Annotated in this window: 12 protein-coding genes; all 12 read left to right on the top strand. The window is 39.1% G+C overall.

The genetic code is table 11. From position 1 onward, the window contains the following. Positions 1–86: 86 nt before the first annotated feature. The 12 genes from QSJ46_RS11135 to ftsZ all read left to right on the top strand — a co-directional run bounded on the left by QSJ46_RS11135 (position 87) and on the right by ftsZ (position 12,792). Entirely contained in the window at positions 87–1,562 is a 1,476-nt protein-coding gene (locus QSJ46_RS11135) for a UDP-N-acetylmuramoyl-L-alanyl-D-glutamate--2,6-diaminopimelate ligase (protein ID WP_047202107.1), read from the top strand. Between the two features lie 135 nt (positions 1,563–1,697). Further along, positions 1,698–2,672, top strand: a complete 975-nt coding sequence (gene mraY, locus QSJ46_RS11130; RefSeq protein ID WP_003211854.1) for a phospho-N-acetylmuramoyl-pentapeptide-transferase — start codon at positions 1,698–1,700, stop codon at positions 2,670–2,672. A gap of 9 nt (positions 2,673–2,681) precedes the next feature. Continuing rightward, entirely contained in the window at positions 2,682–4,028 is a 1,347-nt protein-coding gene (gene murD, locus QSJ46_RS11125) for a UDP-N-acetylmuramoyl-L-alanine--D-glutamate ligase (RefSeq protein ID WP_404841313.1), read from the top strand. Between the two features lie 59 nt (positions 4,029–4,087). Continuing rightward, entirely contained in the window at positions 4,088–5,188 is a 1,101-nt protein-coding gene (gene spoVE / locus QSJ46_RS11120; RefSeq protein ID WP_285604718.1) for a stage V sporulation protein E, read from the top strand. A gap of 198 nt (positions 5,189–5,386) precedes the next feature. Beyond that, entirely contained in the window at positions 5,387–6,481 is a 1,095-nt protein-coding gene (murG, locus tag QSJ46_RS11115; RefSeq protein ID WP_285604717.1) for an undecaprenyldiphospho-muramoylpentapeptide beta-N-acetylglucosaminyltransferase, read from the top strand. Between the two features lie 31 nt (positions 6,482–6,512). Next, on the top strand, positions 6,513–7,424 hold the full coding sequence (gene murB, locus QSJ46_RS11110) for a UDP-N-acetylmuramate dehydrogenase (RefSeq protein WP_047202109.1): 912 nt from the start codon (positions 6,513–6,515) through the stop codon (positions 7,422–7,424). A gap of 127 nt (positions 7,425–7,551) precedes the next feature. Continuing rightward, positions 7,552–8,331: a cell division protein FtsQ/DivIB gene (locus QSJ46_RS11105; RefSeq protein WP_107163617.1), complete on the top strand. Its 780-nt coding sequence runs from the start codon at positions 7,552–7,554 to the stop codon at positions 8,329–8,331. Continuing rightward, positions 8,328–9,017: a DUF881 domain-containing protein gene (locus tag QSJ46_RS11100; RefSeq protein WP_039178348.1), complete on the top strand. Its 690-nt coding sequence runs from the start codon at positions 8,328–8,330 to the stop codon at positions 9,015–9,017. Before QSJ46_RS11105 ends, QSJ46_RS11100 begins: the two co-directional genes overlap by 4 nt. 20 nt (positions 9,018–9,037) lie before the next feature. Continuing rightward, complete coding sequence (locus tag QSJ46_RS11095; protein ID WP_039178351.1) at positions 9,038–9,763, top strand: DUF881 domain-containing protein; 726 nt, start codon at positions 9,038–9,040, stop codon at positions 9,761–9,763. Beyond that, entirely contained in the window at positions 9,763–10,131 is a 369-nt protein-coding gene (locus tag QSJ46_RS11090; RefSeq protein ID WP_003210988.1) for a small basic family protein, read from the top strand. Before QSJ46_RS11095 ends, QSJ46_RS11090 begins: the two co-directional genes overlap by 1 nt. A gap of 159 nt (positions 10,132–10,290) precedes the next feature. Continuing rightward, positions 10,291–11,613, top strand: a complete 1,323-nt coding sequence (ftsA, locus tag QSJ46_RS11085; RefSeq protein WP_024424253.1) for a cell division protein FtsA — start codon at positions 10,291–10,293, stop codon at positions 11,611–11,613. A 33-nt stretch (positions 11,614–11,646) separates the two neighbouring features. After that, the gene (gene ftsZ, locus QSJ46_RS11080; protein ID WP_285604716.1) at positions 11,647–12,792 is read left to right on the top strand and encodes a cell division protein FtsZ; all 1,146 of its coding nucleotides are present in this window, start codon (positions 11,647–11,649) and stop codon (positions 12,790–12,792) included. The last annotated feature ends 164 nt before the right edge of the window (positions 12,793–12,956 follow it).

Raw genomic sequence — 12,956 nt, 5'->3', positions numbered from 1 at the left:
TGTATCCTTTTTTTTACGATAAAATATAGACTGTGTGTTTTTTCGCAAGACATGCACGTGAACGAATTTGAGAGGTTTGATATGAAATGAAATTACAAGAACTCCTTACATACTTTAAAAGTGAAAACAACGAATTAATAAACGAAAATCCTGATATCACTTCCATCGAAATGGATTCTAGAGAGGTGAAAAAAGGAAGCCTTTTTGTCTGTATAAAAGGTTATACAGTAGATGGACACGATTATGCTGAAAAAGCGGTGAAGAGCGGGGCTGCAGCAATTGTAGCAGAATACCCTCTTAACATAACAGATGTACCAGTCATTATTGTGAAACACTCTCAAAGAGCTCTTGCAAGAATAGCTGATGCGTTTTACGAACAGCCAACTCATAAGCTGAATCTCATCGGGATCACAGGAACAAACGGAAAAACTTCCACAACACACATGATTGAACAAATGATGAGAAAAGCCGAAAAGAAAACAGGCTTAATCGGTACGATGTATATGAAGGTGAATGATGACATTCTCGATGTGAAAAACACGACACCTGAAAGTGTCACACTTCAGAAGACCTTTAAACAGATGCTTGATCAAGATGTAGACACAGCCATTATGGAAGTATCATCACATGCACTGCATCTTGGCAGGGTACATGGATGTGATTATGATATTGCCGTTTTCACAAACCTTTCGCAGGACCATCTTGACTATCACAACACAATGGAAGAATATAAACATGCGAAAAGCTTGCTGTTTTCACAGCTTGGCAGTGCCTTTCATCACGATAAGCCAAAGCATGCGATTTTAAATGCGGATGATGATGCTTCGAGTTACTATGAAAAAGTGACAGCTGCTGAAGTCATGACATATGGCTTAGAGCAAAAAGCAGATGTCATGGCAAAGAATATTCAAATCAAGCCGAAGGGAACTCAATTTGATTTAATCACTCCAATTGGCACAAAAAATGTGACAGTTGCCCTTATCGGTAAGTTTAATGTGTACAACATCCTAGCAGCTGTATCAGTAGGGATCGTATCTGGTTTGACATTTGAAACGATTGTAAGTGCTATTGAAGAGCTGGAGGGAGTCAAAGGCCGATTTGAACTTGTGAACTGTGATCAAGATTTCCCTGTGATCGTCGATTACGCCCATACACCTGACAGTTTAGAAAATGTCCTGACAACGTGTAGAGAATTAACAGACGGCAAAATTTTCTGTGTGATAGGCTGCGGCGGCGACCGTGATAAAACAAAGCGTCCTCAAATGGCCCAAATCGCTGTGAAGTATGCAGATGAGCCTGTATTTACATCAGACAACCCAAGAAGCGAAGATCCTTCAGCTATATTAAAGGATATGGAAAATGGTGTGCCAGACGCATATTATCATAGCTTTGTGAATCGCAAACAAGCCATCTTTTTTGCAATTGCCAATGCGAAAAAGGGCGATACAGTCTTAATAGCGGGTAAAGGTCATGAGACATATCAAATCGTTGGCGATCAAGTTTACGATTTTGATGATGCAAAGGTTGCTATGGACGCTATTTTAGATCTAAACAAATCTTAAAATGATGAAAAGAGTGTAATGAAATGAAGCATTTTGTACAAAAACAACATACGAAGAACACGAATGAATACCTTAATAATGAATGCAATTTTCTGATGGAAAACGGCTTTGGAAATTCGGAAGGAGTAAAGAACGATGCTTGAACAGGTGATATTGTTTACAATCATAATGGGATTTTTAATCAGTGTTCTTTTATCCCCGATTTTTATTCCGTTTTTAAGAAGACTTAAATTTGGTCAAAGTATTAGAGAAGAAGGACCACAGTCTCACCAAAAGAAATCAGGTACTCCGACAATGGGCGGAATTATGATTATCTTCTCTATCACAATTACGACGATTGTGATGATCAACAAATTTTCTGAGATTAGTCCAGAAATGTTTTTACTGTTATTTGTCACGCTTGGCTACGGTCTATTAGGATTTTTAGATGATTATATTAAAGTAGCGATGAAACGAAACCTAGGTTTAACATCGAAACAGAAATTAATCGGTCAAATTGTGATCGCAGTGATTTTTTATGCAGTCTTCCATTATTATCAGTTTGCAACGACGATTCGCATTCCAGGAACAGATGTCAGCTTCGATTTAGGATGGGCTTACTTTATTCTTGTTGTTTTCATGCTTGTCGGAGGTTCAAATGCTGTGAACTTAACGGATGGACTGGATGGTCTATTATCTGGAACCGCTGCTATTGCCTTTGGAGCCTTTGCTATACTGGCTTGGAATCAATCACAGTACGATGTAGCGATCTTTTCAGTAGCTGTTGCTGGAGCCGTTCTTGGGTTTCTTGTGTTTAACGCGCATCCTGCAAAAGTATTTATGGGTGATACAGGGTCGCTTGCTTTAGGCGGAGCGATTGTAGCGATTGCCATTTTAACAAAGCTTGAAATTTTACTTGTCATTATTGGAGGAGTATTTGTTGTCGAAACGTTATCCGTTATTCTTCAAGTGATCTCCTTTAAAACAACTGGAAAAAGAATCTTTAAGATGAGTCCGCTTCACCACCACTATGAGTTAGTTGGCTGGTCTGAGTGGAGAGTAGTTGTCACCTTCTGGACAGCTGGTTTATTACTTGCTGTTTTAGGAATTTACATCGAGGTGTGGTTATAATTGAATAAGATGCAAATGTTAAAAAACGAACATGTACTAGTATTAGGTCTTGCAAAAAGCGGATATGCGGCAGCTTCAATTCTTCATGAGCATGGAGTAAATGTCATAGTAAATGACCAAAAGCCGTTTGAAGAAAATGAACCTGCTCAGCTTCTTTCTGAAAAGGGGATTGATGTCATTTGTGGCAGCCATCCTCTTCGTATGTTCGATGATAATGAAATCACGATTTTAATTAAAAATCCAGGAATTCCATATGAAAATGTGATGGTTCAAGAGGCGATTCGCCGCCAAATTCCAGTTTGGACGGAAATTGAATTAGCTTATCATTTAACCTCAGCTCCTTTTATAGGGATTACTGGATCAAATGGAAAAACCACTACCACGACTTTGATTTATGAAATGCTGAAACACGATAGTCAAAAAACTTTAGTGGCAGGTAATATTGGCACAGTTGCCAGCGAAGTCGCTGCAAAGGCAGCTGGCGATGAGTGGATTGTAACTGAACTGTCTTCTTTTCAGTTAATGGGAACAGTTGATTTTAGACCTAAAATCAGCTTAATATTAAATATTTTTGATGCACATTTAGACTATCACCACACTCGTGATGAATATGAAAAAGCAAAGCAGAAAGTATACGCACATCAACTTGAAGATGACATAGCTGTCATTAATTTCGATGATCCATCAGTCGTAAAACTGGCTGAAGCTTCAAAAGCAAAAAAAGTGTTTTTCTCGGTAAAAGAGCAAGTGGAACATGGTGCGTATATTAAACATGGTGCGATTTACTACATGAATGAACATATCATTGATTTAAAGGATGTTGTTCTTCCTGGTGAGCATAACCAAGAAAATATTTTGGCAGCTATTTGTGTCGTGAAAAATACAGGCTGTTCAAATGAAGCAATCGCACACGTTCTCACGACATTTAGTGGAGTGAAGCATCGTCTCCAGTTTGTAGATACAATTCAAAGTAGAAAATTTTATAACGATAGTAAAGCCACCAATATACTGGCAACAAGTAAAGCATTGTCAGCTTTTAAGCGGCCGACCATTTTACTAGCCGGCGGGCTTGATCGCGGTAATGAATTTGATGAATTGAAGCCTTTTATGAAAAATGTAAAAGGAATTATCACATTTGGTGAGACGGCACCTAAGTTTGTGAAGCTTGGTGAAGAACTGGGAATACATCACGTGAAACATGTCGATAATGTTGAACAAGCAGTACCTGCGGCGTTTAACATTTCTGAAGAAGAAGACGTGATTTTATTATCCCCGGCTTGTGCAAGCTGGGATCAACATAAAACATTTGAAGAACGTGGAGACATGTTTGTAAACGCCGTGCATATGCTTAAATAAGGGCTTGTCTCTCATATGACTGACAGCCCAAATGAAATTATGCTTGGGGTGTCGGTCTCTTGACGAATAAGAAAACTTCTCCGGACTTTTTGCTTGTTGTCATTACGTTACTTTTATTGACGATTGGTTTAATTATGGTGTACAGCGCTAGTGCTGTGTGGGCATCGTATAAATTTGATGATTCGTTTTATTTTGCAAAAAGACAGCTTTTGTTTGCCGGAATCGGAGTTATCGCGATGTTTTTCATTATGCGAGTCGATTATTGGACGTGGCGGACTTGGTCAAAGATATTGATTGCTGTTTGTTTTCTCCTTTTGCTGCTTGTACTTATTCCTGGTATCGGTATGGAGAGAAATGGATCAAGAAGCTGGATCGGTGTCGGTGCGTTTAGTATTCAGCCCTCTGAATTTATGAAGCTTGCGATGATTGCGTTTCTTGCAAAAATCTTATCTGAAAAACAAAAAAATATCACATCCTTTCGTAAAGGTTTCGCACCAGCATTAGGCATTGTGTTTTCTGCATTTGCCATCATAATGCTGCAGCCAGATTTGGGAACAGGGACGGTAATGGTTGGAACCTGTATTATTATGATATTTGTTTCAGGTGCGAGAATTGCTCACTTTATATTTCTCGGTCTTTTAGGGCTCAGCGGATTTGCTGCACTCGTCTTATCAGCGCCCTACCGCATAAAACGAATTACATCGTACTTAAATCCTTGGGAAGATCCACTAGGCAGTGGGTTTCAAATTATTCAATCCTTATACGCTGTTGGTCCAGGCGGTCTGTTCGGAATGGGTCTCGGTCAAAGTAGACAGAAATTCTTTTATTTACCTGAGCCTCAAACAGACTTCATCTTTGCGATATTGTCTGAAGAGCTTGGCTTTATAGGAGGATCACTCATTTTGCTGCTCTTTAGTGTTCTATTATGGAGAGGCATACGAATAGCACTTGGAGCCCCAGACTTATACGGAAGTTTCCTAGCAGTTGGCATTATTTCAATGGTTGCCATTCAAGTGATGATAAATATCGCAGTTGTTACTGGACTCATCCCTGTGACAGGTATCACGCTCCCATTCCTAAGTTATGGAGGCTCATCACTGACATTAATGCTGATGGCAATTGGCGTACTTTTGAATGTAAGCAGATACGCTAGATATTAATGTGCTGCTAGTTCATGAAACCATGATGATATTTATTTTGCAAAAGTACAAAAAAATGATTTGAAGAGTGAAAAAGACAGCTTTAGTATTGAAAGCATGTTTTTTGACTCTTCTTTACAGGTTTTAACGGAGCCCTGTTGTTTAAAACAGGGTTTATACTTTGTTCAGAGCAGAAAAAAATTGAGGGGAAATGGTATAATGCGTATAGTAATCAGTGGAGGCGGAACAGGCGGACATATTTATCCGGCCTTAGCTTTTATTAAAGAAGTGAAAAGACTGCATCCTAATGTAGAATTTTTATATATTGGTACTGAAAATGGACTTGAAAAGAAAATTGTAGAAAGAGAAAATATCCCTTTCAAGTCCATAGAAATTTCAGGTTTTAAAAGAAAGCTTTCCTTTGATAACGTAAAAACGGTGATGAGATTTCTAAAGGGCGTTCAAAAAAGCAAATCTTACTTAAAAGAATTCAAGCCAGATGCGGTCATTGGAACAGGTGGTTATGTGTGCGGTCCAGTTGTTTATGCAGCTTCTAAGCTGAAAATCCCGACTATTATTCACGAACAGAACAGTCTGCCTGGAATCACAAATAAGTTTCTGGCGAGATATGTTGATAAGGTAGCCATCTGCTTTGAAGAAGCAAAGGCACATTTTCCTTCTGAAAAGGTTGTATTTACGGGAAACCCTAGAGCCTCTGAAGTCGTCTCTATAAAAGAGGGGAAATCTCTTAAAGAGTTTGGGCTGGATGAAAAGAAAAAAACAGTTCTTATTTTTGGCGGGAGCCGTGGTGCTGCACCGATTAATAGAGCAGTCATTGACATGCAAGATGAATTAAAGGCTAAGAACTATCAGCTTTTATATATCACAGGTGAGGTTCATTATGAAAAAGTGCTGAACGAACTAAAGGAAAAAGATGCAGCACCTAATATGATCACAAAGCCTTTCTTGCATCAAATGCCGGAGTACTTGAAATCAATTGATGTGATTGTTGCAAGAGCGGGTGCCACAACGATTGCTGAAGTAACAGCCCTTGGAATCCCAACTATTTTTATTCCAAGCCCATACGTGACAGCAAATCACCAGGAAATTAATGCAAGATCACTAGAAAAGCATGACGCTGCAATCGTTTTAAGAGAATCAGAGCTTTCTGGAGAGAGCCTTCTTCATGCCATTGATGAAATTGCTGGTAATGAAGAAAAGTTAAACGAAATGAGCCGCTTAACAAAAGAACTTGGAGTACCGGATGCGGCTGGACGTTTATATAATGTATTAAAAGATATTACGACTACATGATGGAATGATATTAGGTAAGGCGGAGGGTAATATGGAGAACTTGAAGAATGAATTATTAGAAGCGCAAGTCGGTAAAGTGCTTGAAAATGAGCCGCTTGCAAATCATACGACGATGAAAATAGGCGGGCCGGCAGATCTATTGATCGTTCCTAAAGATATCGATGCAGTTAAAACGATCATGGATCAGATAAAAAAACACCACGCGGACTGGACGGTTATTGGGAGAGGATCGAATTTACTCGTACTTGATAAAGGAATACGTGGCGTTGTCCTGAAGTTAGGCGCTGGACTTGATCATTTAACTATAAATGATGAAGAAATTACAGTTGGCGGGGGCTATTCTGTTGTAAGGCTTGCAACGTCTCTTAGTAAGCAGGGGCTTTCAGGGCTGGAGTTTGCAGCTGGTATTCCAGGATCTATTGGCGGCGCTGTTTATATGAACGCAGGTGCGCACGGATCTGATATCAGTAAGATCCTTGTGAAAGCGAGAATCTTATTTGAAGATGGAAGTATCGAGTGGCTAACAAATGAGCAGATGAACTTTAGCTATAGAACATCTGTCCTTCAAAAGGAACGACCAGGTATTGTTCTCGAGGCCGTGTTTAAGCTCAAACAGGATGATCGCGAGAAAATCACAAAGAAAATGCAGCAAAATAAAGACTATCGTAAGGAAACACAGCCTTACAATCGACCATGTGCCGGAAGTATTTTTCGAAATCCGCTGCCTGAATATGCAGGACAGCTTGTAGAAAAAGCGAATTTAAAAGGGTACCAAATTGGCGGAGCAAGAATCTCTGATATGCATGGCAACTTTATTGTGAACGCTGGTGGCGCTACTGCTCAAGACGTGCTGGACTTAATTCAATACATCCAAAAGAAAATTAAAGATGACTACAATGTAGATATGCATACAGAAGTAGAAATTATCGGTGAAGCAAATTAAAAGCTAGTTTTTATGAATGATGGCATCACAGGAAAACAAACGGCATGAAAGAATGCCGTTTGTTTTCTCATCAAAATGATGACCCAAAGGTGTGGACAAGCAGCTTTGAATGGGGTGAAGAATATACATGCGGCCTGATCATGAAAATGAAAAGATCGTCAATATAGAAGAACGAATTCCTAAAATTAAAGAACAAAGGAAGCAGAAAGCGAACCGGAGACTAATCTCTTTTATTCTACTGTTTTTTATCATGGTTTTAATCATTATTTATTTGCAGACACCAATCAGTAAAATTTCTTCTTTAACTATTACGGGTAACGAGCATGTCCCTACAAAACAACTTGTGAAACTTTCCCAAATTAAAGAAGGCGAAACAGAGTTTTGGAATTTAAATAAAGATTTAACAGCAGATCATATTAAACAAAACAAACTAATTAAAAGTGTTAGTATCAAAAAACATTTTCCGAATAAGGTCAGTATTGCTGTCAAAGAATATGCCAATATTGCGTATCTTCAAAAGGGAAATCTATATTATGAGCTTCTTGAAAATGGGACAGCATTACCAGAAGAAGTCACACCAAGTCATGCAGGACCTATTTTTGTGGATTGGGACAATAAAGAGAAGCTGAAGCTAACTGTAAGATCTTTGAATCAGCTGCCAGCCTCTATTCAGGAACTCATCTCTGAAATATATTATGTGCCGACAAGCTCAAACCAATGGCTCGTTAAATTTTATATGAATGATGGGAACACTGTGATTGCATCAATTAAAACATTCGCTGATAAAATGAAAACTTATCCTGCCATTGTAAAAGAACTTTCACCTTCTGAAAAAGGTACAATCCATATGGAAGTCGCGACGTATTTTGAAGCGTTTAAATCTAAGAAAAAGGAAGATGAACGTTGAGAGGCAAAACAGTTATATTCTCAATTGTAATGCTTGTTCTTGGTTTTCTGATTTCTTTTTCATACCAATATACTAAGCAGCATCAGGCAGAGGTCATTCGCACAGAGCAATGGAAAAAAGAATACTCCTTGAAAAGTCAGCTGACAAAGCAAGAAAAGGCGAATCAGAAACTTGAAAAAGAATTATACAGCCTTCAATCACAGGTTCAAGCCACTGAGTCCAATTTGAAAAATGAAAAAGAGCAGTATTTTAATGTATTGGAAGATGTTGAGAAATACAGGATGTTTACAGGAGAGATCGGCGTAAAAGGAAAAGGGGTAAAAGTATCCCTTGAAGATGCATCTTATATCCCGAGTGGACAAAATGTCAATAATTACATTGTTCATGAGAGCCACATTTTTCATGTGATAAACGAACTATTTATATCAGGAGCCTCTGCCGTATCTATTAATGGACAGAGAATTACACACCAATCATACATACATTGTAACGGCCCAGTTGTCACAGTTGACGGTGTACAGCATCCAGCGCCGTTTGTCATTTCTGCTATCGGTGATCCGGCTGTGTTAATACCTGCATTAAATATTGCAGGAGGAGTGGTCGATCAGCTGACAAGTGATCATATTTCGATGACGATTGAAAAAAAGGATATTCGTATGAATCCTCTTTTAAAACACAAAGATTAAAAGTGAAAAGGTGAGTGGTGTTGAGGAAAAAGAAGCCTTTACTTAGTTTGACAGTCTTAATGGTGATATTCGGCATCATGGTCTCCATCCAATTTAACTCATTGCAAAAGCCCAAAGTTCGTGATACTCGCGATGTGTGGGAGCTAAGAGAGGATTTATCTGCATCTAAAAGTAAAGAATTGGATTTACTGAAAGAAATTGATAAATACGATGAAATGCTGAAAAAGTATGGTCATCAAGGTGATCAATCAAAAGAAGCTCAACTAACGAAAACATTAAAAGATTTAAAAGAAAAGGCTGGTTTTACAGAAGTGACAGGGGAGGGAATAGAAGTTGACATCTCTCAGCTCTTCTCTAAGGATCTGACTGGAGAAGAAGTGAAAAATATCCCGCCTGATCTTCTGAAAAAGTTAATCAACGAAGCCAATATGTATGGAGCAAAGCATATTTCCATTAATGACCACCGTGTGATTAATACAAGTGTGATTCGAGATATTAATGGCACGACGAAAATGGATGGCTACAGCTTAGATGGTGATGAAGTGACCATCAAGATGATCAGCGACCAGGCCGACAAATTATACAGCCGTTTAAATGTATCAGATATTGGTGATTTGTTTGCTCAGGAAAATTTCGGTTTGAGTATTAGCCAGCCAAAGCAACAAATTCAACTAAAAGCATATGACGGTGCAATTCAGGTAAACGAGTTGAAGCCTCTTGACGATGTAAAGGAGGGAAAATCTTAATGTGGCTTCCTGTACTTGGCTTAATCATAGGAGTTGCGATCGGTTTCTTAACAAATTTTACGATACCGAATGAGTATTCTAATTATCTTTCCCTCGCTGTACTTGCTGCACTTGATACATTGATTGGTGGAATCAGGGCACATCTGCAAGGGGCATACGATGAACTAGTGTTTGTATCAGGCTTCTTCTTTAATATTATACTTGCAATAAGTTTAGCTTTTCTGGGCGTCCATCTTGGTGTAGACTTGTACTTAGTCGGAATGTTTGCTTTCGGCGTTAGATTGTTTCAAAATATAGCAGTTATTCGAAGAATTCTACTAACTAAATGGACAATTTCTAGAGAAAAAAAGAAAAAAAGTGAGTCATAAAAAAGGATATACATATGATGTAACGAATATTTTCAGTAATCCTAATAAAAAATGTTGATTTTTTAAGTTTTGTTACACACTTGTAAAAACACATTCATTGTATTGTTGTTCAGCAAATAATAGAATAGAAAGTATTGATATGTGAGGAGGTGCCATAGAATGAACAACAATGAAATTTACGTCAGCCTTGACATCGGTACATCCAATATAAAAGTCATCGTCGGAGAAATGGCGGATGATTCGCTTAACATTATAGGTGTTGGAAATGTCCCTTCAGAAGGGTTAAAAAAAGGATCGATTGTTGATATAGATGAGACAGTTCATTCTATTAGACAAGCATTTGAACAGGCTGAAAGAATGGTAGGTTTTCCTTTACAAAAGGCGATTGTCGGAATTAACGGAAACCACATTCATATTCAGAATACGAGCGGCGTGGTCGCAGTATCTAGTGAAAACAAAGAAATACATGCTGAAGATGTGAGACGTGTCTTAGATGCTGCACAGGTAGTATCTATTCCTCAAGAACATCTCGTCGTAGACGTCATCCCGAGGCAATTTATCGTCGACGGAAGAGATGAGATCACTGATCCGAAAAAAATGCTTGGTGTTCGGCTAGAGGTGGATGGATCGTTGATTACAGGTTCTAAAACGATTCTACATAACTGGCTCCGATGTGTAGAGAGAGCTGGAATTGAAATTATGGATATTTGCTTGCAGCCGCTCGCATCAGGCTCAGCAGCATTATCGAAAGATGAAAAAAATCTAGGGGTAGCTCTCGTCGATATTGGCGGCGGATCTACAACGATTTCCGTATTTGAAAACGGGCATCTCTATTCTACTCACAGTATCCCTTTGGGCGGAGAGAACATTACAAAAGATTTGTCTATAGGACTTAGAACTTCTACTGAAGAAGCTGAACGAATCAAAAAACAATTTGGACATGCGTTTTATGATGAGGCATCGTCTGAGGAAACATTTGAAGTTTCTGTCATCGGTACTGATCAGAAACAGACGTATACACAGCTTGAAGCGGCTAATATCATCGAAGCTCGGCTGGAAGAAATCTTGCTCTTTGTGGCAGAGGAATTAAGAAATATGGGTGTCCATGATTTGCCTGGCGGATTCGTTCTAACAGGTGGACAGGCAGCTATACCAGGTATCCTTTCTCTTGCACAAACGGTCTTGCAAAACAATGTTAGAATTGCAAGTCCGAATTATATTGGAGTGAGAGAACCTCAGTATATGACAGGAGTGGGTCTGATCCACTTTGCTTATCGCAATGCAAAGATTCAGGGCAGACAGGTTGGATTCCAAATGCCGGATGAGGCGTTTCATGAAGTAGGCGCATCCATGGAGCCGGTTTCTTCTGCACCACAAGTGAAAGAAGCGCAGCCAAGACCGAAAGTAAAACAAAAAGCACAAGAAGAGACAAATAAAAAACCGGGCAAAATGAAAAAACTATTTAATATGTTCTGGGAATAGAATTAGATTTTCGACGGATTAGGAGGATTCAGCATGTTGGAGTTTGAAACAAATATAGACGGCCTAGCATCAATTAAAGTAATCGGAGTAGGTGGAGGCGGAAATAACGCTGTCAACCGAATGATCGAAAATGACGTACAAGGTGTCGATTTCATTGCAGTCAATACAGATGCACAGGCGTTAAATCTATCAAAAGCAGAAACGAAAATGCAAATCGGTGCTAAGCTGACAAGAGGGCTTGGAGCAGGTGCGAATCCTGAAGTCGGTAAAAAAGCTGCTGAAGAAAGCAAAGAACAGATTGAAGAAGTATTAAAAGGCGCTGACATGGTCTTTGTAACTGCTGGTATGGGCGGTGGAACTGGTACGGGTGCTGCACCTGTCATTGCAAAAATCGCAAAAGATTCTGGTGCATTGACAGTTGGAGTCGTGACTCGTCCTTTCACATTTGAAGGAAGAAAACGTCAGCTTCAAGCAGTAGAAGGAATTGCTTCTATGAAAGAAGCAGTTGACACATTAATTGTGATTCCAAACGATCGCTTGCTTGAAATTGTTGATAAAAACACGCCAATGCTTGAAGCATTCCGTGCAGCAGATAACGTACTACGACAAGGTGTTCAAGGGATCTCAGATCTTATTGCTACACCAGGTTTAATCAACCTTGACTTTGCTGACGTGAAAACGATCATGTCTAATAAAGGTTCTGCTCTTATGGGTATTGGTGTCGCAACTGGTGAAAATCGTGCTGCTGAAGCTGCGAAGAAAGCTATTTCTTCACCACTTCTGGAAACGGCAATCGATGGTGCACAAGGTGTTATCATGAATATTACTGGTGGTACGAACCTAAGCCTTTATGAGGTACAAGAAGCAGCGGACATTGTTGCTTCTGCATCTGACGAAGATGTAAACATGATTTTCGGGTCTGTCATTAATGATAACTTGAAGGACGAAATTGTGGTAACGGTTATTGCAACTGGTTTTATTGAGCAAGAGCCAGAAGTGACAAAACCACAAAGAAATCCATTAGGACAAGGATTAAAGCAAAATCAATCCATTCCTCAAAAGCGTGAAGTCAAACGTGAGGAACATCAGCAGCCATCATCTCAGCCGAGACAAAATACACAATCTAATGATGATACGCTGGATATCCCAACGTTCTTGCGCAATCGTAATAAACGCTAGTCGAGTATCACTCATCCCCTTCCATTGGAAGGGGATTTTTTTCATGTCTCAAATATAAACAAACCAGCATCTCTTCTGAATAAAAAGTCTTGAATGTGTCTGGATTACTTCATTCAACATATGTATTTTGACTTAGAGTGATTAAGTCAAAAGAATCATTTTTA

The organism is Bacillus sp. YKCMOAS1 (assembly GCF_030268125.1).
In the GTDB taxonomy this organism is placed as follows: Bacteria; Bacillota; Bacilli; order Bacillales; family Bacillaceae; genus Bacillus; species Bacillus safensis.
The sequence above is the reverse complement of the archived record's forward strand: the minus strand, read 5'-3'. Positions and strand labels throughout refer to the sequence as shown.